At 62.0% G+C, this 24,631-nt stretch carries 16 protein-coding genes; 7 read left to right on the plus strand and 9 right to left on the minus strand.

Annotated features, from left to right (window positions below; translation table 11 throughout):
* Nucleotides 1–9: 9 nt before the first annotated feature.
* Together E4T63_RS09680 and E4T63_RS09685 are read right to left on the minus strand one after the other, a co-directional pair.
* Nucleotides 10–1,602, minus strand: a complete 1,593-nt coding sequence (locus tag E4T63_RS09680) for a DHA2 family efflux MFS transporter permease subunit (protein ID WP_135295344.1) — start codon at nucleotides 1,600–1,602, stop codon at nucleotides 10–12.
* The gene (locus tag E4T63_RS09685) at nucleotides 1,599–2,720 is read right to left on the minus strand and encodes an HlyD family secretion protein (protein ID WP_135295345.1); all 1,122 of its coding nucleotides are present in this window, start codon (nucleotides 2,718–2,720) and stop codon (nucleotides 1,599–1,601) included. The genes E4T63_RS09680 and E4T63_RS09685 overlap by 4 nt, the downstream gene beginning before the upstream one ends.
* A gap of 343 nt (nucleotides 2,721–3,063) precedes the next feature.
* Between E4T63_RS09685 and E4T63_RS09690 the strand changes: the two genes are divergently transcribed.
* Both E4T63_RS09690 and E4T63_RS09695 read left to right on the plus strand, forming a co-directional pair.
* Entirely contained in the window at nucleotides 3,064–4,791 is a 1,728-nt protein-coding gene (locus E4T63_RS09690) for a ShlB/FhaC/HecB family hemolysin secretion/activation protein (protein ID WP_098968021.1), read from the plus strand.
* A gap of 113 nt (nucleotides 4,792–4,904) precedes the next feature.
* Nucleotides 4,905–9,374, plus strand: a complete 4,470-nt coding sequence (locus E4T63_RS09695) for a hemagglutinin repeat-containing protein (RefSeq protein WP_135295346.1) — start codon at nucleotides 4,905–4,907, stop codon at nucleotides 9,372–9,374.
* A gap of 139 nt (nucleotides 9,375–9,513) precedes the next feature.
* On the opposite strand, the gene nhaA is transcribed toward E4T63_RS09695, so the two are convergent.
* Nucleotides 9,514–10,722, minus strand: a complete 1,209-nt coding sequence (gene nhaA, locus E4T63_RS09700; RefSeq protein ID WP_135295347.1) for a Na+/H+ antiporter NhaA — start codon at nucleotides 10,720–10,722, stop codon at nucleotides 9,514–9,516.
* Between the two features lie 224 nt (nucleotides 10,723–10,946).
* Here nhaA and E4T63_RS09705 point away from each other — a divergent pair, with 224 nt between their 5' ends.
* The 4 genes from E4T63_RS09705 to E4T63_RS09720 all read left to right on the plus strand — a co-directional run bounded on the left by E4T63_RS09705 (nucleotide 10,947) and on the right by E4T63_RS09720 (nucleotide 15,466).
* The gene (locus E4T63_RS09705) at nucleotides 10,947–11,324 is read left to right on the plus strand and encodes a c-type cytochrome (protein ID WP_027614010.1); all 378 of its coding nucleotides are present in this window, start codon (nucleotides 10,947–10,949) and stop codon (nucleotides 11,322–11,324) included.
* Nucleotides 11,325–11,419: 95 nt separating this feature from the next.
* Nucleotides 11,420–11,920, plus strand: a complete 501-nt coding sequence (locus tag E4T63_RS09710) for a sigma-70 family RNA polymerase sigma factor (RefSeq protein ID WP_003223490.1) — start codon at nucleotides 11,420–11,422, stop codon at nucleotides 11,918–11,920.
* Nucleotides 11,921–11,960: 40 nt separating this feature from the next.
* Nucleotides 11,961–12,944, plus strand: coding sequence for a FecR family protein (locus E4T63_RS09715; RefSeq protein ID WP_135295348.1), 984 nt, complete (start codon nucleotides 11,961–11,963; stop codon nucleotides 12,942–12,944).
* Nucleotides 12,945–13,042: 98 nt separating this feature from the next.
* On the plus strand, nucleotides 13,043–15,466 hold the full coding sequence (locus E4T63_RS09720; protein WP_135295349.1) for a TonB-dependent siderophore receptor: 2,424 nt from the start codon (nucleotides 13,043–13,045) through the stop codon (nucleotides 15,464–15,466).
* Between the two features lie 52 nt (nucleotides 15,467–15,518).
* Here the strand turns inward: E4T63_RS09720 and E4T63_RS09725 are convergent, their stop codons facing one another.
* The gene (locus tag E4T63_RS09725; RefSeq protein ID WP_135295350.1) at nucleotides 15,519–17,027 is read right to left on the minus strand and encodes a trypsin-like serine peptidase; all 1,509 of its coding nucleotides are present in this window, start codon (nucleotides 17,025–17,027) and stop codon (nucleotides 15,519–15,521) included.
* Nucleotides 17,028–17,120: 93 nt separating this feature from the next.
* A complete protein-coding gene (locus E4T63_RS09730) occupies nucleotides 17,121–18,272 on the minus strand; it encodes an MFS transporter (protein ID WP_135295351.1) in 1,152 nt (383 codons plus the stop codon).
* A gap of 504 nt (nucleotides 18,273–18,776) precedes the next feature.
* On the opposite strand from E4T63_RS09730, the gene E4T63_RS09740 reads away from it, so the two are divergent.
* A complete protein-coding gene (locus E4T63_RS09740) occupies nucleotides 18,777–19,757 on the plus strand; it encodes a diaminopimelate epimerase (protein WP_135295352.1) in 981 nt (326 codons plus the stop codon).
* 128 nt (nucleotides 19,758–19,885) lie between these two features.
* Here E4T63_RS09740 and codA read toward each other — a convergent pair whose 3' ends face one another.
* The 4 genes from codA to E4T63_RS09765 all read right to left on the minus strand — a co-directional run bounded on the left by codA (nucleotide 19,886) and on the right by E4T63_RS09765 (nucleotide 24,398).
* Nucleotides 19,886–21,133, minus strand: coding sequence for a cytosine deaminase (gene codA / locus E4T63_RS09745; protein WP_135295353.1), 1,248 nt, complete (start codon nucleotides 21,131–21,133; stop codon nucleotides 19,886–19,888).
* Between the two features lie 14 nt (nucleotides 21,134–21,147).
* Nucleotides 21,148–22,419 carry a cytosine permease gene (gene codB, locus E4T63_RS09750; protein ID WP_135295354.1) on the minus strand — a complete coding sequence of 424 codons (1,272 nt, stop codon included), beginning with the start codon at nucleotides 22,417–22,419 and terminating at the stop codon, nucleotides 21,148–21,150.
* A 447-nt stretch (nucleotides 22,420–22,866) separates the two neighbouring features.
* Nucleotides 22,867–23,223, minus strand: a complete 357-nt coding sequence (gene queD / locus E4T63_RS09760) for a 6-carboxytetrahydropterin synthase QueD (protein ID WP_007915588.1) — start codon at nucleotides 23,221–23,223, stop codon at nucleotides 22,867–22,869.
* Nucleotides 23,224–23,318: 95 nt separating this feature from the next.
* Nucleotides 23,319–24,398 (minus strand): patatin-like phospholipase family protein, encoded by a 1,080-nt coding sequence (locus E4T63_RS09765; RefSeq protein WP_098968033.1) that lies wholly within the window; start codon nucleotides 24,396–24,398, stop codon nucleotides 23,319–23,321.
* Between the last annotated feature and the right edge of the window lie 233 nt (nucleotides 24,399–24,631).

The raw sequence follows: 24,631 nt of genomic DNA on the forward strand, positions 1-24,631 counted from the left end.
GAAGGGTGATCAATGCGCATCTGCACTCGGCGCGGCCGGTGGTTGTACCTTGCGCATCAAGGGCACCATCGCCGTGGCAATGATGAAGCACAGCATGATCATCAAAAAGGTATCGCCGTAGGTCTGGGTCTGCGCCTCGCGGTAGGTCAGCAGCCACAGTTGACGCAGGCCTGCGGTGACGCCGACGTCACCACTCTGACCCTGTGTCGCCAGATTGCCACCGACCTGCGCCAGCCACTGATTCATCGCCTCGTTGCTGCTGTTCAGATGCTCGGCCAAGCGGGTGAAGTGCAGGTTGGTGCGGTCATTGAGAATGGTCGCGCACGCGGCAATCCCGATCGCCCCGCCCAGATTGCGCATCAGGTTGAACAGCCCCGAAGCGTGCTTCAAGCGCGCCGGTGCCAAACCTCCCAGAGTCAGTGTCACTGCCGGCGGCACCGCCAGTTGCTGGGCGATCCCGCGCAGCGCTTGCGGTAGCATCAACTGGCCGGAACCCCAGTCGTGGGTGATCGGACTGAATTCCCACATCGACACGGCAAACAGGCCCAGGCCGATCATCATGATCCAGCGCAAATCCATGCGATTGGCGAGAAAGGCATACAGCGGAATCGCCATGATCTGGAACACCCCGGTGGAAAAAACCGCCAGACCAATGTCTAGCGCGCTATAGCCACGCACCCGTCCAAGAAACAGCGGAGTCAGGTAAATCGTTGCGAACAGGCCGATCCCGGTGACAAAGGAAAAGAAACAACCCAAGGCAAAGTTGCGATCCTTGAGCGCGCGTAGATCGACGATCGGGTTGGCCACGTGCAAGGTGCGTCCGATGAAGGCCAGACCCGCCAGACCGCTGATCCATGCCGTGGTCAGAATCGTTTGATCGCTGAACCAGTTCCAGCGCGGGCCTTCTTCGAGGGTGTATTCCAGGCAGCCGAGAAACAGCGCAAGAAACACCATGCTCAGGTAGTCCGCACCCTTGAGCAGCGACAGCTCCGGCTGGTCGATCTTCACCAGCATCGGCACGGCCACGGCGACGAAAATCCCCGGCACCAGATTGATGTAGAACAGCCAGTGCCACGATGAAATGTCGGTGATCCAGCCACCGATCACCGGCCCCAACGTCGGCGCCAGCGACGCTACGGCACCGATGGTCGCGGCGGCAATCACCCGTTGTTTACCGCTGAAGAAAAAGAACGCGGTGGTGAACACCAGCGGGATCATCGAACCGCCGAGAAAGCCTTGCAGCGCGCGAAAGGCGATCATGCTCTGGATATTCCAGGCCACGCCGCAGAGCAGGCTGGCCAGAGTAAAACCGACCGCCGAGGCGCAGAACAGCCAGCGTGTGGAGAACACCCGCGACAGCCAGCCCGACAGCGGGATCACGATGATTTCGGCGATCAGGTAACTGGTCTGCACCCACGCGGTTTCGTCGGTGCCGGCCGAGAGTCCGCCGCCGATGTCACGCAGCGACGCCGAGACGATCTGGATGTCCAGCAGCGCGATGAACATGCCGATGCACATCGTGGCGAAGGCGAACACTTTGGTCGCGGTGGCCATGTCGGCGGCGTTGAACGGTTGCGCCGGGGCGGTGAGGGCGGTGCTCATGGAGCGACGGCCACGGCGCTGGTTTCGGCTTGTGCGCGGGTGTCGACTTCAGCGGTGACCGACAGCCCCGGCCGCAGATGGCCGAGCACGCCATCAGCCGGATCGAGGAGGATTCGCACCGGCACCCGCTGGACGATTTTGGTGAAGTTGCCGGTGGCGTTCTCCGGCGGTAGCACGCTGAATTGCGAGCCGGTGGCCGGGGCGAGGCTGTCGAGGCGGCCGTGGAATTCCTGGCCGGAGAGCACGTCGGCACGGATGCTCACCCGTTGCCCGGGTTTCATCCGCGCCAGTTGATCCTCCTTGAAATTGGCATCGACCCACAGACCGCTGGCCGGCACCACCGACAACTGTTGCGAACCGGCCTGGGCATAGGCGCCGACCCGCGCGCGGCGGTTGCCGATCACGCCATCAACCGGCGCGCGCAGTTCGGTGTAGCCGAGATTCAACTGCGCCAGATCACGCTCGGCGCGGGCCTGTTGCAGGGCGGCGCGGGCCTGTTGTTTCTGAGTGTCGATCACCGCCAGTTGGCGCTGTGCGGCGAGCAGTTCGGCCTGGGCACGCGCACTCAGGGCCTGAGCGGTCTTGAAGGTGGCGTCGGCGCGCTGGGCACTTTCCACCGACACGGCATTGGTGCTGACCAGGCGTTTGTAGCGCGCATTGTCATCCCGCGAGCGTGCGGTTTCGGCACCGGCGGCATCGATGCCGGCGCGGGCCTGGCCGATCACTGCTTGCTGCAGTTGTTCAGTGGCGTCGAGGTTGGCCAGCAGCGCCTCCTCGGCGGCAACGGCGCCTTCGGCTTTGGCGAGATTGGCACGATAGTCGCGCGCATCGAGGCGGATCAGCACGTCGCCGGCCTTGACCGATTGGTTGTCGCTGACCAGCACTTCTTCGATGTAACCGGCGACCTTCGGCCCGATCACCGTCACGTCGCCACCGATGTAGGCATCGTCAGTCTCTTCAAGAAAACGCCCGGTGCCCCACCAATGACTGGCGTAAACGCCGACCACGACCAGCGCGACCAAGCCAGAGCCGGTCAGCAGCAGGCGTTTGCGCAGTGGCGGCTTGGCGGGGGTGACCGGGGCATACAGGTCTGGCTCAACGGTTGGCATGCTGGTCATGGCGTAATACCTGCGGAAACGGGCTGTTATTACGGCTGTAATATGATGCAAGTAATATTTTGTGGCAATTATGTTTTTGTGCCGATCGTCAGTTGCTTACCCGGCCTCGGGGTTTGGAGCGGTTTCGACAAACGACAGCGCCCGTAATACGGGGCCAAATCTTCGAGAACTCGATGAAAGCCCTCGGGGAACCCCTGAGGGACTGACGTTGAACACAGCAAAATCAAATGTTTAAGAAATGTAAGCGTTGTAGGAAGCGTCTTGCATTTGTGTAGGAAGGCTCTGACTATCACTCGCATTGATGAGGTGGCATTACGCTACTTTATGATTGCAAGGATGTTGCGTGCCGTATTTGCTTTGCGCTGTTTTCCGTCGTCGTTCCACGCTTTGCCCGCTGTTGTCGGCCTTTGTGTTGAGTGTGTGTGCCTCCTCGATTCAAGCGGCTGATCCTGTTGCGCCGGGCCAGGAAGTGCTGCGCCAGCAGCAACAGCAACAGCGCGATCTGCAACAACTGCAAATGGAACAACGCAAGCGCCAACTGGAGCGCGGTGCGTTCGGCCCGGCACCGGTCACCCCGGCGATCCCGCAAACCGTCACCCCCGATGAGCGCTGCTGGCCGCTAAGTGGCACGCGTATCGGTGGCGTCACGCTGATCGACAGCGCCAAGCTCAACGCCCGGATCAAACCGCTGCTGGCGCCGTGCATGGGCGTCGGCCAGATCAACCATCTGCTGGCGACCATCACCGCGAGCTACGTCGAGCAGGGCTACATCGCCAGCCGCCCGTACCTGTTGAGCGCGCCGGCGGCGGGGCAGTCGCTGGACATCATGATCGACGAGGGCTACATCGAGTCCATCGAACTGGCCGATCAGAGCCTGCCCGTTTCGCTGGGCGGCGCGTTCCCGCACATGCTCGGCCAGCCGCTGAACCTGCGCGATCTGGAGCAGGGCCTGGATCAATTGAACCGCTTGCGCTCGATCGACCTGACCGCCGACATCGCCCCCGGCAGCCAGCCCGGCGCGTCGCGAATCATCCTGCGCTCGCGCACCTCCGGGCAGTCGCGCTGGGCGTTGGGCCTGGGCATGGACAACCTTGGCAGCGCCAGCACCGGGCGGGATCGCAATACCGTCAGCCTGAGCTTCGACAGCCCGCTGCAACTCAACGATCTGTTGAGCCTCAGTGCCAGCGACACGTTGAATCAGGGCGACCGCTACAGTCGCAACGCCAGCCTGTATTACGCGATTCCCTACGGCTACTGGACCTACAGCGCGTTCGCCAGCCACGCCGAATACCGCGCGCCGTTCAAGCTGCCGAGTGCGACCTTGTACAGCACCGGCCTCACCGATCAACTGAGCCTGCGCGCCGACCGCGTGTTGTGGCGCGACCAGAGCCGTCAGCTCAGCGCAAACCTGCAACTGGCACACAAGGACGTCGACAGCTATCTGGAAAATGTCCGTCTGGGCATTCAAAGCCCGACCCTGACCGTGGCCGAAGCCGGACTCAATCTGTTCTGGCTCGACCGTGCGGTGTGGAACCTCGACTTCACCTATTCGCAAGGCCTGCGCTGGCTGGGCGCTGATGACGACGCCAATCATGCGGTCAACAATTTGCCCAAAGCGCAGTTTCGCAAGTACCGCGCTGGCCTCAGCCAATGGCGCAACGGCCAGTTCGGCGCGCAAGCGTGGCAGTGGCAGAGCCAGCTCAATCTGCAATACAGCCCCGACCCGTTACCGGCCATCGAACAGTTGCTCGGCACCGATGATTCGGCGGTGCGCGGCTATCGGGTCAGCAGCGCATCCGGCGCCAGCGGCGCGATCTGGCGCAACACCTTGCGTCTGCCGCTGCGTAGCGATTGGCCGGTGCAGATCACCCCGCGGGTGGGCCTGGACAACGGCTGGCTCAAGGCCGACCACGGCGCCCAGGGCCAGCGCCTGAGCGGCGCCAGCGTCGGGCTGAATCTGGGCTGGAAGAATCTGCAAGTGGACGTCGATTACCAACGCGCCCTCAACACCCCCAACGGTTTGCAGCACGAGCCAGAGACCTGGCTGATGCGCGTGGGGTTGCAGATATGAGCACCAGCGAGACTCATCAAGCAGTGAACAAACCGCCGTCGGATCTGAGCGCGACAGCCACGGCCAAGACCAAATCGCGTGCCGTGATGCCGTACTTACATGGAGACGTTTTTATGCCAGCACACACCTTTGCATTCCATCTTTCTCCTCGGGGCAAACTGCGCTGGGCGATCGCCAGCCTGTTCTTCGCCGTGCACCTGCCCAGCGCCATCGCCGGCGGTGTGGTGGTCGCTCCCGGCCCCGGCGGCACCGCGCAACTGCAGACCCAGGGCGGCGTGCCCATCGTCAATATCGTCGCGCCCAACGGCTCGGGCCTGTCGCACAACCAGTTCCTCGACTACAACGTCGACCGTCAGGGCCTGGTGCTGAACAACGCCTTGCAGGCCGGGCAATCGCAGCTCGCCGGGCAACTGGCAGCCAACCCGCAACTGCAGGGCCAGGCCGCGAGCGTGATCCTCAACGAGGTGATCAGCCGCAACCCTTCGGCCATCAACGGCGCCCAGGAAATCTTCGGCCGCGCCGCCGATTACGTGCTGGCCAACCCCAACGGCATTTCGGTGAACGGCGGCAGTTTCATCAACACGCCTAACGCCAGTCTGCTGGTCGGTCGTCCGGAGTTGAACGACGGCAAACTGCAAGCCTTGAACACCCGCGACGCCAGCGGTCAGTTGCAGATCCAGAGTGGCGGCCTGCGTAACGCCGAGGGTTCGGTCAATCTGATCGCCCCGCGTATCGACAGCCAGGGCCGCATCAATGCCCGCGATCAGTTGAACCTCACCGTCGGGCGCAATCAGGTCGATTACGCCAGCGGTCAGGTCAAAGCCGTGGACCCGGCGGGCAACACCCAGGATCAGCGCATCGACGCCAGCCTGTTCGGCGCGATGCAGGCCGGGCGCATCAACATCGTCAGCACCGCCGAAGGCGCGGGCGTGCGTGTGGGGGCGGTGCAAGTGGCCGGGCGTGACGGCGTGCAGATCCGTTCGGCTGGCGACCTGAGTGTCAGCGGTGAAACCGTCCCTAACAGCCTCGAAGTGACCCGTGCCGGCATTCGCAGCAGTCAGGGTGATGTCGGCCTGCACAGCGGCAACGACCTGACGCTGGCCGCCACCGATGTCAGTGGTCGCGACGTCAACGTCAATGCCAAGCGCAACCTGACCCTGAGCACTGTTGAAAGCCGCAAGCTTCAGGAAAAACGCGAAAACTGGAGCAACAGCACCATCGGCATCACCTGGGAAACCTACGACCGGACCCAGACCGACAGTGAAACTCGCCAGCACGGCAGCCAGATCGTCGCCACCCGTGACGCCAAATTGTCCTCCGGCAAAGACACCGAACTCAAAGCCGCCAAGGTCGAAGCGGCGAAAAATCTCGATGTGCAAAGCGGCGGCGATCTGCGCCTGACCGCGGCCACCGAAAGCCACACCCAGACTGATCAGGGCAACCATCGCAAGCATCTGTGGAAGGCCGACTGGAACAACAGCAGCGAAGAACAGCGCAGCATCGGCAGTCAGTTGAAGGGCGGCAATATCGCTCTGCAAACCGCCGCGTTGCTGCGCGCCGAAGGTGCCGAACTGAACAGTGCCGGCGATGTGAAACTGGCGGGCAAGCAAGTGGACGTCACCACCGCCACGCGCACCAGTCGCAGTAATAACAACAGTTACTCCGGCGACCTGGTGGGTGGCGGTTTCTTCGGCAAGACCGGTGATGCCGACAAGGGCCAGACCCGGCATCAGGGCAGCAAAATCAATGCGGCCGGCAAACTGATCGTCAAGGCTGACGACGTGCGCATCAGCGGCAGCCAGGTCCGTGGCGGCACCGAGGCCAGCGTGATCAGCGATCAGGGTTCGCTGGTGATCGACGGTGTGCAGGACACCTCGCACAGCAACAACCACGACAAGGACAGCAAGTTCTTCGGCATCACCAAGGACGAGTCGCGGCAGAACGCCAGGGACAGCACCACGGTGCGCAGCGAGCTGGTTTCCGACAGCAATCTCAAGCTCAAAAGCGCCAAGGACATCGAAGTGGCCGGCTCCACGGTCAAGGCTGGCGGCGCGCTGACGGCGGACGCTGCGGGGGATGTGAACGTGCATTCCACGCAGAACACCCACGACAGCAGTTCGACCACCGAGACCCGTGGCTTCGATGCCTACGCCAAAGAGCAAACGCCGGAGCAATATCGCGCCGGGGTGCACTACGAAGACAAGCAGCAGACCGTCACCCGTAACGACGTCAACCAGCAAGGCTCCAGTCTCAGCGGCGGCAGCGTGCAGGTGAAGGCCGGCGGCGACCTGACAATCAAGGGCGGTGAAGTCAAATCCACGGCCGGCGACACCACGCTGAGCGGCAAGAACGTGTCGTTGCTGGCCGAACAGGACAGCCACAAAACCTCATCCGACACCTCCAGCACCGGCGGCGGTTTCTACTACACCGGTGGCCTCGACCGCGCTGGCAGTGGCGTCGATTTTGCCCACAGCACCACGCAAGACAGCAGCAGCAAAACCACCGCGCAAACCACCCACGTGCAAAGCAGCGGCAGCCTGAACATCAATGCCGACAAACTGCTGACCGAAGGCGCGCAGGTCAAGGCTGGCAACGGTCTGAACGTCGCGGCCAACGAGGTCGACAACCGCGCCGCCAGCAACACCGAAAGCAGCACTCACAACCAGAGCAACTGGTCAGCGGACATCGGCGCCAACGTCGAGTACAAGGACATCGCCCGCCCGATTGCCGGTGCGGTCAAGGATGTGCTCAACGGCAAGGTGCCGGACAAGGAAGCCCTGAGCAATCTCGGCCAGCCGAACGTCGGCCTCGACGTGGCGATCGGTCACGGCAGCGCCGACAAGACCGAGCAGAGCAGCAACGCTGTGGTCAGCCGTTTCGACGGCGGCAGTGTCGACGTGAAAACCGCCGGCAACCTGCACGACCAGGGCACCCAGTACAGTGCGAGCAACGGCATGGTCAACATCAGCGCTGACAAACTGGTTGCCGATGCCGCGAGCAACACTCACAGCAGCACCGATAACTCGGTGGACGCCAAGGTCGACGTGCGCGTCTACACCAAGACCGGCGAGGACGTGAACGTCGCCGGCAGCGGCGCGGGTGGCAACAGCTACAGCAGCAAGGACAGCAGCACCGCAGTGGTCGGCGGTTTTGCCGGCAGCCAAGGCGTGAACATCAAGGTGGGCGGTGATGCGCAGTTCGCTGGCAGCCGTTTCGACGGCGGGCAGGGCGGTGTGAACATCAAGACCGGCGGCGATCTGGCGCTGAATCAGGCTACCGACCGCCAGAGCAGCAGCGACTCCAGCCTGCGCGGCAACGGCTCGCTGACGGTCGGCACCTTGCCGGGCACCGACGGCACCAACGTCGACCTCGGCGCTGGCTTCCAGCTTGATCACACCGGCAAGCAGACCAATGACACCCAGGCTCACGTGGCGAGCATCAGCGGCAACGGCCCGGTGCAACTGAGCAGCGGTGGCAATCAGGTTCAGCAAGGCACGCAGATCGACAGCGTCGGCGGCATTGAGCTGCACGCTGACGGCAAACTCGATCTGCAAGCGGCCGTTGATACCCACACCGCGACTGGCAGCAATCTCGGCGGCGGCTTGAAGGGCGGCGGCAGCAAATCCAGCAGCGAGAAGAGTCGCGATCAGGGCGGTAATCTGAGCGGTAACTTCAACAGTGGTCGGGTCAACGAAAACTCGCAAACCCTGACCGGTGGCCAGCTCAACAGCCAGAGCAACGTCGCCTTGAGCGGTGACGCGGTGCACCTGCAAGGCACGCAAGTCAGCGCGCCGAACGTCAGCATCGATGCGCAGAAGGGCGGTTTGGTTCAGGAATCGGCGCAGTCCACCGAGAGCCGCAACAACTGGAACGTCGCGCTGAATGCCGGCGGCAACCTGAGCAGCAAGACCCCGACCGCAGCCGATGAAAAGGCCAGCAGTGACCACGGCTTCAACGCCGGGGCCAAGCTCGGCGTCGATTACCTGCAAGGCACCACCCAGCAGAACAGCCAGATCAAGGCTGACAGCGTGGTACTCAATAGCGCAGGCGATGCACAACTGTCTGGCGCGCGGATCGACGCGAACACTGTCGGCGGCAAGGTTGCCGGTGATCTGACCGTCGAAAGCCGTCAGGACTCGAAGACGCAGGCCAAGGTCGATGTTGATCTGGGCCTGACGGCGAAGAAAAATCCACCGAGCGACAAGGAAAAACTCGCCGGCACCGACTATAAACCGACGCTGAAAGCGCAAGGCGAATACGCGCACAAGGACAGCGTGGTGCAGGCGTCCGGCATCAGTGGCAATCAGGGTGTGAAGTTGAACGTTGGTGGTGGTACGCAGCTGACCGGCGCACGGATTTCATCGACGGACGGCAAGGTCGATCTGGGCGCTTCGAAGGTCGTTGGCAGCGATCTGGTCAACCGTAACTACGGGGTAAAAGCCGGACTGGATCTGCCGCAGAAAACCGAGGAGAACGCACCGAAGGTGTCGTTCGATAACGGCAATCTGAAAGTCGGTCCGGTGACCCTGAGCGGCAATCTGGACAGCCAGACCCTACAGGCCGGGATCGACGAAAAAGGCTGAGCAGCACCGCTGTAAAAACTGTGGGAGCGGGCTTGCTCGCGAAGGCGGTGGTTCAGTCGATAAATTAGCTGACTGAATTGACGCTTTCGCGAGCAAGCCCGCTCCCACATTGGTTTTCTGTCTCGACCCGATCTGGCGGTCAGCTCGAAGCCTTCGCCTTACCCGCACTCATCAGCACGACCACCGCCAGCAGCGCGGACAAAATCGAACCCAGCAACACACCCACCTTCACCGAGTCGACCAGATGCGGCGCGCCCGGGAAGGCCAGTGCGCCAATGAACAGGCTCATGGTGAAGCCGATCCCGCAGAGCAGGGCGACGCCGTACAGTTGCAGCCAGTTCGCGCCTTGCGGCAGTTGCGCCAGGCCGCTGCGAATCGCCAGGGCGCCGAGGCCGAGGATGCCGATCTGCTTGCCGAACAACAGCCCCAGCGCGACGCCCAGCGGCACCGGCTCAAGCAGGTTGCTCGGAGAAATGCCGGTCAGCGACACACCCGCGTTGGCGAAGCCGAAAATCGGCACCACGGCGAACGCCACCCACGGATGCATTTTTTCTTCGAGGTAGAGCAGCGGCGAGTTGTGCTCGTCTTCGGGATTTCCCAGCGGAATGCACAGGGCCAGAATCACCCCGGCGAGGGTCGCGTGGATCCCCGATTGCAGCATGAAGAACCACAGGAAGGCGCCGGCGATCAGGTATGGCCAAAGCTTTCTGACACCGCAGCGGTTGAGGATTACCAGCAGTGCAATCACCGCCAACGAGGCCAGCAGCATGCTCACCGACAGGCCGCTGGTGTAGAAAATCGCGATGATCACCACTGCGCCCAGGTCATCGAGGATGGCCAGCGCCGAGAGGAAGATTTTCAGCGACACGGGCACTCGTTTGCCCAGCAGCGACAGCACGCCCAGGGCGAAAGCAATGTCGGTGGCGGCGGGGATCGCCCAACCGCTCAGGGTTTGCGGATTGCCCCAGTTGATCGCGACGTAGATCAGGGCCGGGACCAGCATCCCGCCCAGCGCGGCGAAGCCCGGCAGCGCGCGCTGACCCCAGGTCGACAACTGACCGGCGAGCATTTCGCGCTTGATCTCCAGGCCCACCAGCATGAAGAAGATCGCCATCAGGCCATCATTCACCCAATGCTCGATCGACAGACCGGCGATCTTGATGTGCAAGGTCGAGAAATACGTGGCCGCCCAAGGCGAGTTGGCGACCAGCAGCGCGGCCAGGGCAGCGGCCATCAGAATCAGGCCACCGGCGGATTCGGCAGCGAAAAATCGCGAGAGAAAGGCCAGGGCAGAAGGCGACTCCTGGCGGGCAGGGGCAGTCTGCAGGCGTGACGGATCGTGGCTCATAGGCACAGCAACTCCGCGCGGCGGCCCGACCTGCGCTGAATTAAACCTGCCCTGCCGCGTTGTTGCGGTGGCACCCGGGCGGCATTTTACACAATAGGCGGGACGGCTGCGAAAAACTCGACGACGTGGGTCGCTGCCCGGCAATTTCTCGATACGTGGAAATTGGCTTCCTGATGTGTGCTTAGCTGTGCGCCGTCCGTTTCAGCCTCTGACCCTTTATAAAAATGAAAACAACCCTCGTCGCCTTATTCGCTTTGTTATCAGTCATTCAGACCTCCCTGTCCGTGGCAGAAAATGCCAACGGCAAAAATCTTTATGTCCAGCGCTGTGCTGTGTGCCACGGCGCCGATATCAAGGCAACCGGGCCATTGGCCAATAAAAGCAATCCGCCAACGCCTGACCTGACAACAGCCACCTTCAAGAAACGCCTTAAGGATTATCCGGGCGTCATCGTGTCCTCGATCATCCTTCGTCCCAATGGAAACCTGATTCCAAAAACCTTGCAGGACAACGGCGTGAAGATCGCGCCGCACGCCTGGAGCGTTCAGGATTTTCGCGATCTGCATCAATACATGAGTGAGGTGATTGCAAAAGCACGATGACCTGGAGATGAACGGCGGATCGGGTCTCAAAGGAATGAATTGCCGGCCTTAATAGGAAGCATTACTATTCACGCCTCTTTCCCCAGCACGCTGTCATGAACCCCATGCTGCCCCGCAGACCCGGCTTTTTCGAGCATTACGAAGAGTTGATCGGCACCTGGACTCGGCGTCTGCGCAATCGCGCGCAGGCCGAGGATCTGGCGCACGACACCTTTGTGCGGGTGCTCGAATCCGATTCGGCAGCGGTGCAGCAGCCACGGGCGTATCTGCACCAGACCGCACGCAACATCGCGGTCGACGGTTATCGGCGTGAGGATCGACGGGAAGCCATGGAGTCGCAGGCGATCGATCACAGTGTGTCGTCAACCGGCGACCCGGAGCATTACATGCAGGCGATCCAGTTGGCCGACTCCATCGAACGGGCGCTGCAGGAGCTGCCGCTCAACTGCCGGAAGATTTTCGTCTGGCAGAAGATCGAAGGGCTGACCCAGGCGGAAATCGCCGAACGCCTGGGGCTGTCGAGGAACATGGTCGAAAAGTATATGATCCGCACCCTGCGCCACTTGCGCGATCGCCTCGACGGCATGCAGTCATGAGCGGCCACCGCGTTTCATCCCCAGCCCGACAGGACATTCCATGATGGATACCCGTGATTGCGCGTGCGGGCAAACAACGGTGCGCGATGAGGCGGCACGCTGGTTTGTGCGTTTGCAGGAACCGCTGATCAGTGCCGACGAACAGCAGCGCTTCGACGTATGGCTGAACCAGCATCCGCAACACCGTGACGAATTCCAGTTGCTGCAAGGCCTGTGGACGGCGGCCGATCTGCTGCCGGCGCCACGCCTCAAGGCCCTCGTCGAAACCCCGCCGGCCCGTCGCGAACGTCGCCCGCTGCTGCGCTATGCCGTGGCCGCCAGTGTGCTGGCGGTGGCGCTCGGCCTCGGTCTGTTCAGCGGTCTGAATCACCCCGACGGCTACAGCGCCGAGTTCGCGACGGCGCTGGGTGAGCGCAAGCATGTGGCGCTGCCGGACGGATCGGTGATCGACCTGAACAGCCGCAGCCGCCTGCAGGTGCGTTTTGAGAAGGATCGGCGGCTGATCGAATTGAGTGAAGGCGAGGCGCTGTTCAGCGTTCAGCACGACACGGCGCGGCCGTTCGTGGTCGAGGCCGGCAGCGGCAAGGTCACGGTCACCGGCACGCGTTTCGATGTGCGCCGCGATGTCACGCAAACCCGGGTCGCGGTGGAGCAGGGCACGGTCAAGGTGCAGGGGCGCAATGCGCCGGACGACCAATTCATCAACCTGACCGCCGGCCTTGGCACCCATGTCGATGCCGAAGGCAAAGTCGCTGCCGCCTACGCGGTCAACCCCGCTGAACTGACGGCGTGGCGCGGCGGCAAACTGGTGTTCAACAACGCCAGCCTCAGTGAAGTGGCGGCGGAAGTTTCGCGTTATCGCGACAAGCCGCTGACGGTCAGCAACCCGGCCGTGGCCAGTCTGCGCCTGACCAGCGTGTTCAAATCCGACAACACCGACGCCTTGCTCAAAGCCTTGCCGAGCATCCTGCCGGTGGCCGTCCGCACCCTGGCCGATGGTAGTCAGGAAATAATTTCAAAATAACATTCAGGTTTTTTTCGAGTTCATCGTCTTCCTGTTCAACTGCAACTGGTTTGCATTAACAGACGCACACTCTTGCGCTCCACAGGACTACGTTCGACGTGAAAAACACCTCAACCAACAACAAAAAATCCCCTTGGTTACCGTTGGCGCTGACGCTGGCGGTCAACGCCGCCGTGCCGCTGGCCTTCGCCGCTGAAGCCATTCACATCCGCGCCCAGCCGTTGGGCCAGGCCCTGAGTGAACTGGGCCAGCAAACTTCGCTGCAAGTGTTTTTCAGCCCGGAACTGGTGGCCGGCAAACAGGCACCCGCGGTCGATGGCAACATATCTCCCGAGCAGGCGTTGCGCCAATTGTTGCAGGGCAGCGGCCTGGACTATCAGATCAACGAAGGCTCGGTGACCCTGGCCCCGGCCGCCACTGCCGCCAGCAATGGCCCGCTGGAACTGGGCGTGACCGACATCAAAGTGGTCGGCGACTGGCTCGGTGACGCTGACGCCGCCGTGGTGCAGAACCACCCGGGCGCACGCACGGTGATCCGCCGCGAAGCCATGGTCGAGCAGGGCGCGATGAACGTCAGTGATGTGCTCAAGCGTGTGCCGGGCGTACAGGTGCAGGACTCCAACGGCACCGGCGGCAGCGACATCGCGCTGAACGTCGGCGTGCGTGGCCTGACTTCGCGCCTCTCGCCACGCTCCACGGTGCTGATCGACGGCGTGCCGGCCGCGTTCGCGCCGTACGGCCAGCCGCAGCTGTCGATGGCGCCGATCTCCTCGGGCAACCTCGACAGTATCGACGTGGTACGCGGTGCCGGTTCCGTGCGTTACGGCCCGCAAAACGTCGGCGGGGTGATCAACTTCGTCACCCGCGCCATTCCGGAAAAAGCCACCGGGGAAATCGGCACCACCCTGGAGACCACCCGTTACGGCGGCTGGAAGCACATCGACACGGCGTTCCTCGGCGGCACTGCCGACAACGGCATGGGCGTGGCGCTGTTGTATTCCGGGGTCAACGGCAACGGTTACCGCGAGCGCAACAACGACAACGACATCGACGACGTGCTGCTCAAGACCCATTGGGCGCCGACCGATCAGGACGATTTCAGCCTCAATTTCCATTACTACGACGCCAGCGCCGACATGCCCGGCGGCCTGACGCAGAAGCAGTACGACGACAAACCGTATGATTCGGTACGCGATTACGACAACTTCAGCGGTCGGCGCAAAGACGTGTCGTTCAAGTGGATTCGCCAGATCGACGAGCGTACTCAGGCAGAAATCCTTACCTATTACACCGACAGCTTTCGCGGCAGCACCATCGCCGCCCGCGACCAGAAAACCCTCAGCTCGTACCCGCGTTCCTACTACACCCTCGGTGTCGAACCGCGTGTGTCGCGGGTGTTTGACGTCGGCCCGACCACGCAGGAAGTCAGCGTCGGTTATCGCTACCTGAAAGAGGCGATGCACGAGCAGTCGAGCCGTCTGGCGCTGGTCAATAATCAGCCGGTGGTCACGCCGACGTCCGATGGTCATGTGTTCCAGGACCGCACCGGCGGCACCGAGGCTAACTCGGTGTATGTCGACAACAAGATCGACGTCGGCAACTGGACCATCACCCCGGGCATTCGCTTCGAACACATCAGCACCGACTGGCATGACCGCGCCGTGCTCGATACTTCGGGCAAACGCGTGCCGGAGAAGAACCGCAGCATCGAGAGCAACGAACCGCTGCCGGCGCTGAGCGTGATGTATCACCTGTCGGACGCGTGGAAACTGTTCGCCAACTACGAAACCTCGTTCGGCAGCCTGCAGTATTTCCAGCTCGGCCAGGGCGGCTCGGGCGACCAGACCGCCAACGGCCTGGAGCCGGAAAAAGCCAAGACCTACGAGATCGGTACGCGCTACAACGATGACGTGTGGGGCGGGGAAGTGACGCTGTTCTACATCGACTTCGATGACGAACTGCAATACATCAGCAACGATGTTGGCTGGACCAACCTCGGCGCGACCAAGCACCAGGGCATCGAAGCGTCGGTGCATTACGACATGGCGGCGCTCGATCCGCGTCTCGACGGTCTGACCGCCAACGCCGGTTTCACCTACACCCGAGCGACTTACGAAGGCGAGATTCCGGGCTTCAAGGGCCGTGATCTGCCGTTCTATTCGCGGCAGGTGGCGACCGTGGGCTTGCGTTACGACGTCAATCGCTGGACCTACAACATCGACGGTTTCGCCCAGTCGAAACAGCGCTCGCCGGGCACCGGGGTCAACGCCGATGGCAGCTTCAACGGCAACTACATCACCGAAGGCACGGCCGACGGGCAGTACGGCGACATCCCGGGTTACGTGACCTGGAACGTGCGCGGCGGGTACGACTTCGGGCCGCAGGTGTCGAACCTGAAGCTCGGCGCCGGGGTGAAAAACATCTTCGACAAGCAGTATTTCACCCGTTCCAGCGACAACAATTCGGGGATGTATGTGGGCGCACCGCGCACGTTCTTTGTGCAGGCCAGCGTCGGATTCTAGCGCTGGGGGGCGCTGAACCGGTTTCACACGGCTCAGCTACATCAGGCCTGAGCTATTGAGGAATCAGAATGTCGATGGTCGGTCCGGGATTCCCCGCCAGGTCTGCGCCTTTGAGGCAGACGTTTTGCCGGCCATTGGCGACGGAAACATGGAACACACCTGTGGAGGGTGATACATGTTGAAATCCCTGCCCATTATTGCAATTGATGCTTCCGGGCTGGCCATACTTGTATTGAAATCGGGAGGGATCCAGATCCGGCACAACCGGAAATACTCTGATGTCGTATTCGTCGCCACCCACAAATTCGACATGATAGGCAGGCTCCAGCGGTGCGGGCGCTTCCATCAACCAGCGCCAATAGACGCTAGGGGTTCTTCCGGCCCACTGCCCGGGTGCGTCCGTAGGTCGCTGTTGGCCAATCAGGCAGAGAAAGTACAGGCCTGAGCCGTCTTTGAGTTCATGACTCAATTGATTATCAGCGTCCGGTTCAGCCGTTTGCACTGGGCTGTAGCCATCAAGGTTCTGACATTCGTCCAGACTGCGCGTAAAGCGATAGCGGTAGTAAGGCGCGGTTGTGGTGAAAGTTTGCAGCCATCGCCAAGGCACGACTTGTCCATGTTCGTCGCGCTCGACCTTAATGTAACCGCTGTTTTTCGGCGAACCAGGAAACGACCAGTTCTCTCCAAGCGGGCAACCGCCCAGACGTGGATTGAAATGCCCCTTGGCGAAACAGGCGCCCAGTCCATCGGTTGTGGAGGCGTAGTTGGTATCGCTGCGTTTATCGACCTGTCCCCTCGAGACTTCGCAGGGCGCGCCTTTGTTGCAGCGATCGCGCTCACTCCCGCGAGTGGTGGTGCCCAGCACACCCACAACTTCATTGGTGTAACGCGCAAGCAATGGCGAGCCTGAAAGCCCACTGACAACATCGAGGCAACGGTTGCTTGGTTGTCCGACCCAACGCCATGGGCCTTCAATGATCGCTGCCGAGTGTTCCTGCTTGCAGGCCATGCGCTGAATGAAACCGCTCATGGGCGCGCCTGTGATCAGAATATTGTCTTCGGCGACCAGCGGGGTCTGCGCCAATTTCAACGGCTGGATACCGTCTCTGATCAACTGTTCGAGAGGCTGTTGAAGTTCAACGATAGAGAGGTCTTGACCGCGTAGCGTGCTCCAGACAATGCGACTGACGCTGTAGGAATGGCTTTGCGGTTGCGTGTCAAAAAAATAATTGAACGTCACCCGACCCTTTGCCGGTTGATTGACGATGATCTCGTTATTAGCTATCTCCGGGTGTGTGCAGTGTCCGGAGGTCAGTACGTAGGCGGGTTGCGACACTGTATCGGGTTCTCGTGTGTCAATGAGCGTGCCGGAGCAGGTCATGCCGCCTTCAACTTCAACACGGCCAATGGCTTGCCAATGCGCATAGTTCCCGCTGGCATTGGCCAGCCGCTCAGCAGGCGCAAAATTGGCAGTGCCTTCGCCCCAGTCGTATCGATTAACGGAAGCGCATCCCTGGAGAATAGTGATTAGCGCAATAACTGATCCTGTTCCAATGTTCATGCCGGATTTCCTTTTCTCCTGAGCTGGAAATCAACCCTATGATTGGGGGCAGGGCTTGTCTACTGTCAAACCTGACAGGTACCGCACCAATGTTCAGACTTTCAAGGTCTTGCCGCCGATGGCCACCGCCACCAACAACACCGCCATCAAGCCAAACGCAAAACTCAAACTGCTGGCATGCGCGACAAAACCGATCACCGCCGGCCCCGCCAGAATCCCTGCGTAACCCAGCGTGGTGATTGCCGGCACCGCAATGCTTTCCGGCATCACCGTCTGCTTGCCCACCGCCGTATACAGCACCGGCACGATGTTCGAACAGCCGGCGCCGACCAGCGCATACCCCAGCAGCGCGGCTTCCCAGCTCGGGGCGAAGGTCGCCAGAAACAGGCCTGCCGCTGCCAGCAGCCCGCCAAACAGAATGATCCGCGTAGCCCCGACACTGCGCACGATCCGGTCACCCAGCAGGCGTCCCGCCGTCATGGTCAGGGCAAATGCGGCGTAACCCAAACCCGCATACGCCGTGTCGATCCCGCGTTCCTGTGCGAGGAACACCGCGCTCCAGTCGAGCGCCGCGCCTTCGGTGAGGAACACGATGAAACACATCCCGCCGATGAACAGCACGATGCCGTGGGGAATGGCGAATGCCGGGCCCGAGCTTTCACTGCCGTACGGCAGCATGTGCGGCACCGCTTTGAACAGTGCGCCGATCAACACCGCCACCACGACCAGCATCGCTGCCAGCGGTGTCAGCCCGAGGCCGAGCAGGGCGCTGACACCGGCCGCGCCGACGATCCCGCCGAGGCTGAACAGGCCATGAAAGCCGGACATCATGTGCTTGCCGCTGGCGCGTTCGACGATCACCGCTTGCAGGTTGACGGTCGAATCCACCGTGCCCAAACCGGCGCCGAACATGAACAGCGTGGCGATCAGCGCCGGTATCGACGACACCGTCGCCAGCAACGGCAGCGCCGCGCAAATCAGCAGGGTGCCGCCGGTGGCGACTTTGCGACAGCCAAAGCGTGTGGCGAGAATCCCCGCCAGTGGCATCGCCAGAATCGAGCCGACCCCCAGGCACAGCAGCAGAAGGCCCAACGTACCCTCATCGAGCCCGGCGCGGGCCTTGGCGTACGGCACCAGCGGCGCCCACGCGGCAATGCCCAGGCCGGCGATGAAAAAAGCGATGCGTGTGGACACCTGTTGCAGGCGTCCGGGGACGAAGGTGTCTTGGGGGTTGAGGCTGGTCATATCGATCCTTGGCAAAAAACGTCGCGTCCCCGAATGACAGTGATCGCGCGTCGAGGTTCGATCGCAGGTCACGGGGGAGTGCAGCCGACATCCTAACCTGTGGGAGCGAGCTTGCTCGCGAATGCGGTATATCAGCCAATGAATATGGCGACTGGTACGCAGCCTTCGCGAGCAAGCTCGCTCCCACATTGGATGACCGGTGTTCACAAATGCCCGTTCTGTGCAGAACCCTGTGGCAGCGGGCTTGCCCGCGATTGCGGTGGTTCAGGCGATGAATATGGCGACTGATACGCAGCCTTCGCGAGCAAGCTCGCTCCCACATTGGATGACCGGTGTTCACAAATGCCCGTTCTGTGCAGAACCCTGTGGGAGCGGGCTTGCTCGCGAAGGCGGTGGCTCAGGCAATGAATAGGGCGCCTGATACTGCGCTATCGTGAGCAGGCTCACTCCTACAAGGGATCGCGGTTTACAGTGATGGCTTCGACAAGGTGAGTGAGGCCGGTGATGACGCAGTTCTACGATGCGCGGGGCAATATTTACGGGGTGATTTCGCCCCAGGCACTTCGTGAGGCGGGGATCGATTTGCCGGTCGGTGCCGCGCAGTGTGCTGTGTCGAGACAGGCATGGAGTCAGGCCGCCATTGCGCTGTGCTGCGACTGGCCGGAGGGCCAGCGTCCGGCGGGGAGCAAATCGCACCGCAGCGATGGTCTGTTGATCGGCCCGTTTCAGTCGGCAGCGCCGTTCGACGTGCTGATCGTCAATACCGACGGCACCTTGGCCGAGCGCAGCGGCAATGGCCTGACGATTTTTTCCCAGTCGTTGCTGGAGCAGGGGCTGATGCCGGCGGAAGGGGCGTCGCTGCGAGTGCATCACGACAAGGGCGACGCCGTGGAAACTTCGGTGAAACCAGCTGCAGTCGAAGGCGTTCACGGCTTCTGGCTGAACCTCGGTCAACCGGGCTTCGGGCCTTCAGCGGTGACCGCCCGGAATGTTGAAAACCGCGAATTCAATGGTCATGAAGTGAGCCATGTAAAACCATTGGCGCAGCTCGATCCCGCGTGGCAGCACAGCCAGTTCGTGCGCATCGGCAATCCGCATTGCGTGACGTTGTTGAGCGACGTCGCCGATCTGCCGAGCAACTCACAAATGCGCGAATCGCCCTGGTCTGAAGGCCTGACCCGAATCGCCTACGCGATGCCGACCGGCGCCGGCCAGCCATGCCCGGCGGGCATCAATCTGCAATGGGCCGCGCTTGAGTCAGCGCAGCGCATCGTCGCCCGAGTATTCGAGCGTGGCGAAGGGCCGACAGCGTCCTCCGGCACCAGCGCCAGTGCGGTGGCGTGTGCCGCATGGGCGGTGGGTTGGGTGGCGAGCGGCGAAGTGCACGTCGTCATGCCGGGCGGGACGGCGCCGGTGTTGCTCGAAGAAGAGCAGGGCGAATTGGTGCGGGTCAGGCTGTTTGGTACGGCTCGATTGATCGACTGAAGCGGCAATCGCCTCCGCTGGCAAGCCAGCTCCCACAGAGTTATGTGGTGAACACAAATCACGCGTTCACTGCTGGATATTGTGGGAGCTGGCTTGCCAGCGATGAGGCCATCAGCCTGACAAAAGTTTCAGATTTGTCCGCCGCTGAACTCCACCACCGGCATCTTCCGCTGCATCAACACCTTGCCGCCACGAATCGAATACAGCGGCAGGCCCTGGCTGCGGATCACTTCGTAGTCGCTGTCCGCCGACAGAATCAGCAGGTTCGCCGGGCGCCCCTCTACCAGGCCATAACGCTCGCCCAGATGCATGGCCTTGGCGCTGTTATCGGTGACCAGATCCAACGCGTTCTGCAGGTTGCGGTAACCGAGCATGTGGCAGATGTGCAACCCGGCTTCCAGCACCCGCAGGATGTTGCCGTTGCCTAGCGGATACCAAGGATCGACGATCGAGTCCTGGCCGAAACACACGTTCATCCCGGCTTCAAGCAATTCATTCACGCGGGTCACGCCACGGCGTTTCGGGAAGTTGTCGAAGCGTCCCTGCAGGTGAATGCTTTCGGTCGGGCACGAGACGAAACTGATCCCGGAATGCCCGAGCAGGCGAAACAGTTTGGCGCAGTAGGCGTTGTCGTAAGAACCCATTGCCGTGGTGTGGCTGGCGGTGACCCGCGCACCCATGTCGCGGCTGCGCGCCTCTTCGGCGAGCACCTCAAGAAAGCGCGAGTGCGGGTCGTCGGTCTCGTCGCAATGCACATCGACCAGGCACCCGGTGCGCTCGGCCAGATCCATCAGAAACTTCACCGAACTGACGCCCTGATCACGGGTGTACTCGAAATGCGGAATGCCGCCGACCACATCGGCGCCCATGCGAATCGCTTCTTCCATCAGCTCGCGACCGTTGCGGTACGACTCGATGCCTTCCTGGGGGAACGCGACGATTTGCAGATCGATCAGATGCCGGGATTCTTCGCGGACTTCGAGCATCGCCTTGAGCGCGGTGAGCTGAGGATCGGTGATGTCGACGTGGGTGCGCACGTGCTGGATGCCGTGTGCGGCCAGGGCCTGGATGGTCTTTTTCGCGCGGGTCTTGGTGTCTTCTTCGGTGATGGTGACTTTGCGCTCACCCCAGCACTCGATGCCCTCGAACAGCGTGCCGCTCATGTTCCAGCGCGGCTCGCCAGCGGTCAGCGTGGCGTCGAGGTGGATGTGCGGCTCGACGAAGGGCGGCACCACCAGATTGCCGCCGGCGTCGAGGTCGCCGGGGTTGAGGGTCGGGGCTTCGGTCTGGCGGCCGATGCTGCGGATCAGGCCGTCTTCCAGGTGCAATTCGTGCAAACCGTCCTGGTTGCGCAGTCGGGCGTTGATGATGTGCATCAGGCGAATCCTTCTTATAGGTCTGGTAGTGGCGCACTGGCGCGACGGGCGCCGAGCAGGCTGGTGACGATGACATACGTTAGCGCGGCGGCGGCAATCCCTACCAGCGGCGCGACCCAGGGCGAGTGGAACGCAGTGAGCGTGCCGACCGCGTAAGCCCCCAGTCCCGGCCAGTTGAACGCCGGCAGCCGTGCGTCGGCCAGTCGCGGATAGCGCCCGCGCCAGCGGAAGAAAAAGTCGGCCATGATCACCCCGCCAATCGGCGGAATCACCGTACCGAGCAGAATCAGGTACGGCACCAGCATGTCGTACATGCCCAGCAGGGCGAGCAGGGTGCCGATCACCGCGCCGGCCAGGGTCACGGTTTTGCGCCGCCCGGTGCGCAGCAGGTTGCAGCCGGCGACGGCGAAGTTGTAGATGGTGTTGTCCTGGGTGCTCCAGATATTCAGTAGCAGCATGGCCATTGCGGCCATGGCGAAACCTTGCAGCAGCAACACTTCAACCACGTCGGGCTGCTGATAGACGATCGCGCCGTAGGCACCGATCAACACCATCAAGCCATTGCCGATGAAAAATCCGATCAGGCTCGCCAGCACGGCAACCCGTGCCGAGCGCGAGAAGCGTGTCCAGTTGGTCGCCTGGGTCGCGCCGCTGACGAAGGTGCCGAACACCAGCGTGATCGCGGTCGACCAGTCCAGCGAACCCGTCGGCACCACGCTGAGCAAACCATCGAGGCCACCGACTTTTACCGTCGCGACCCACATCGACAGCATCAGCAGCAACATCATCGCCGGCACCGCGATGTACGACAGGATCTCCAGGCCGCGATAACCGATATACGCCGTGGCGCAGAACACCAGGCCGAACAGCACCATCAGGCCGAGCACTGTGCCTTGCCCCAGATCGAAGTATTTGCCGAGCACCACGGCGGCGGTCGCAGTGCCCCAGGCGTACCAGCCGATCTGGGTGAAACCGAGGATCAGGTCGCTGAGCTTGCTGCCGACTTCGCCAAAACAGAACCGCCCCATCAGTACCGAATTAAGCCCGCTCTTGAAGGCGATATAACCGAGGCCTGCCGCATACAGACCGAGCAGCAGGTTACCGACGATGATCACCGCCAGCATCTCGCCAAAACTGAACGCCACTCCGAGCTTGCCGCCGGCGAACATGGTTGCGGTGAAAAACGTGAAACCAAGCAACACCATGGCGGTCGAGGCCAGGCCTTTTCGCGCATGCATCGGGACTTCGCTGAGGGGGTAGTCGTTGCCGGGATCGTTCTGCGTCATGGGGCGTTCCTTGCTGGATTGGGGAGACGCGAAGCAAGTTGCAGTGGTCGTGCCAAAGACCGTTATGCGGATTATGTATAGCCGAGTCAGGGATTTCGGCGCGAAAGCAGTGCACCAGAACACATACAGGCCCAATGTGGGAGCGGGCTTGCTCGCGGATGCGCCCGGTCAGCCAATGCAGATGGCGACTGATACACGGCTTTCGCGAGCAAGCCCGCTCCCACAGTTTTGAACTGTGTGGGGGGCAGATGTCGGGGATGTCGCGGTAAGCCAAAAAGCACAGGCATAAAAAAACAGCCTCGGGGGCTGTTCTCTATTTTCCTGACAAAACATCAATCCTTTGTAGGAGTGAGCCTGCTCGCGATGGCATCGGCACATCTGAAATCAATGTGTCTGACAAACCGCTATCGCGAGCAGGCTCACTCCTACAGGGGGGATTGTGTTGGATCATTCACCGCGATAGATGCAACCGCTGGTGCAGGTCTCGTGAATGCGGATCGCGCTGAGTTCCGGCAGCAGGGGCTTCATTTCATTCCAGATGAATTTGGCCAGGACTTCGCTGGTCGGGTTTTCCAGGCCGGGAATGTCGTTCAGGTAGTTGTGGTCCAGACGCTCGTACAGCGGCTTGAAAATCGCCTTGATCTCGGAGAAATCGCGGATCCAGCCGGTGTGCGGATCGAGGTCGCCGCTCAGGTGCAGCGCCACCTTGAACGAGTGACCGTGCAGGCGCCCGCACTTGTGGCCGTCCGGTACGTGCGGCAGGCGGTGGGCGGATTCGAAAGTAAACTCTTTGAAAATTTCCACAGTATTTTCGGCTCTGTTCAGGTGGCGTTCGCCGCAGCGATTCGGGCAGGCGGCGAGTTTACCAGCTTGTGTTTGGCGATGCGGGAAAACACTGACTAAAGGGTCAGCAAGCGCTCGGCGAGGCGACCGTTGGCCGCCAGTTCGAGAAACTCGTCGCCCAGTCGCCGGCTTTCGTCCATCGCCGCGTGCCAGTATTTCTGCCGACTCGGCGCATCGCCCATGAAGCGCTTGAAGTCGTTACGATCCGGCAGTTTGCCGTAGGGCAGGCGCGCCAGATATTCCTTCGATGGCGCGAGCAGCAGCACGTCCTGCAAGCGCTCGACCGAGGCCTTGCGCCAGGGCAGAGTCTTGTCGAACCAGCCCGGAATCACCCGGTCGGTGAAGTGCGGATAGAGCACGATGCCGTCGCCGCTGTAGGGCAGGTCGAGGTGGTAGTCGAGCAGCCCGCCATCGCGGAACGTGCCGGCACCGGCACCCGGCAGGTCACGCACGCCTTCCATGACCATCGGGATCGATCCCGAGGCCAGCAGCGCCTGGCGCAGATTGCCGGCGTCGAGGGCGACGAAGCGCGACGGAAAGTCATTCAGCGCATTCAACGGCGGGGCAAGGCGCGGGTCGTGAATGATCAGGCGTTCGAAGTGCCGCGACAGCCGCGCGCGACCGCGCAGGTTATCGGCAATCACCGAGCCCAGCGCCAGACCGAGGCGGCCACGATGATCGTCGGCCAGGCGTCCGTGGCTTTTCACCACCATGATGTTCAGGCGGTAGTCGGCGTTGTTGAGGATGCTGGCGTCGCGGCCGTCGAGCAGGTCATTGAGCATGCGCTGCGAGCTCTGGCTGATCTCGGCCATGGTCACGCCTTTGTTGAAGTTCTGCTCGGCGTACAACTGACCGAGGCGGCGGATGCCTTCAGCGGCGTCCGGCAGACAGGCGCTGGCGAAGCGCCAGGAACCGACCGACGCACCGATCAGCGAGCGCTCACGCGGCGCGCTCGGCAGCCACTCACCGAACAACGCCAGATCCAGCCCTTGAATCCCCAATGCCTTCGGCCCGCCGGCCGCACCGGGCAGGGTGCCGACGTCAGCGGCGTTCAGGCCTTGGGCACGAATGCGCGCCATGGCCCGAGGGCCGGCCTTGAGGGTAAGGGCAGGGAACTTGATGTGGATGGCAGTCATACCGGTCTCGATCGTTAGCAAGCTTTGGATTATAGGCGCACTACTTGACCCTGTGGGAGCGGGCTTGCTCGCGAAAGCGGTGTGTCAGTCGCCATCATTATTGCTGACCAGCCGCCTTCGCGAGCAAGCCCGCTCCCACAGGGTTTTGCATGAATCTGCAAATGAGGTTGGTGTCAGGCGCAATGATGGCAATTCAGTTTCAGTTAAGTTCGCACCGCTATGGTGCAGACCGT

The organism is Pseudomonas fluorescens (genome assembly GCF_004683905.1).
In the GTDB taxonomy this organism is placed as follows: domain Bacteria; phylum Pseudomonadota; class Gammaproteobacteria; order Pseudomonadales; family Pseudomonadaceae; genus Aquipseudomonas; species Aquipseudomonas putida_A.

What these genes read in the sequence shown, in the direction of transcription:
- E4T63_RS09680 (WP_135295344.1), bottom strand. Translation starts at nt 1,602, where the DNA reads ATGAGCACCGCCCTCACCGCCCCGGCGCAACCGTTCAACGCCGCCGAC.
- E4T63_RS09685 (WP_135295345.1), bottom strand. Translation starts at nt 2,720, where the DNA reads ATGACCAGCATGCCAACCGTTGAGCCAGACCTGTATGCCCCGGTCACC.
- E4T63_RS09695 (WP_135295346.1), top strand. Translation starts at nt 4,905, where the DNA reads ATGCCAGCACACACCTTTGCATTCCATCTTTCTCCTCGGGGCAAACTG.
- nhaA (WP_135295347.1), bottom strand. Translation starts at nt 10,722, where the DNA reads ATGAGCCACGATCCGTCACGCCTGCAGACTGCCCCTGCCCGCCAGGAG.
- E4T63_RS09705 (WP_027614010.1), top strand. Translation starts at nt 10,947, where the DNA reads ATGAAAACAACCCTCGTCGCCTTATTCGCTTTGTTATCAGTCATTCAG.
- E4T63_RS09710 (WP_003223490.1), top strand. Translation starts at nt 11,420, where the DNA reads ATGAACCCCATGCTGCCCCGCAGACCCGGCTTTTTCGAGCATTACGAA.
- E4T63_RS09715 (WP_135295348.1), top strand. Translation starts at nt 11,961, where the DNA reads ATGATGGATACCCGTGATTGCGCGTGCGGGCAAACAACGGTGCGCGAT.
- E4T63_RS09725 (WP_135295350.1), bottom strand. Translation starts at nt 17,027, where the DNA reads ATGAACATTGGAACAGGATCAGTTATTGCGCTAATCACTATTCTCCAG.
- E4T63_RS09730 (WP_135295351.1), bottom strand. Translation starts at nt 18,272, where the DNA reads ATGACCAGCCTCAACCCCCAAGACACCTTCGTCCCCGGACGCCTGCAA.
- E4T63_RS09740 (WP_135295352.1), top strand. Translation starts at nt 18,777, where the DNA reads ATGACGCAGTTCTACGATGCGCGGGGCAATATTTACGGGGTGATTTCG.
- codA (WP_135295353.1), bottom strand. Translation starts at nt 21,133, where the DNA reads ATGCACATCATCAACGCCCGACTGCGCAACCAGGACGGTTTGCACGAA.
- codB (WP_135295354.1), bottom strand. Translation starts at nt 22,419, where the DNA reads ATGACGCAGAACGATCCCGGCAACGACTACCCCCTCAGCGAAGTCCCG.
- E4T63_RS09765 (WP_098968033.1), bottom strand. Translation starts at nt 24,398, where the DNA reads ATGACTGCCATCCACATCAAGTTCCCTGCCCTTACCCTCAAGGCCGGC.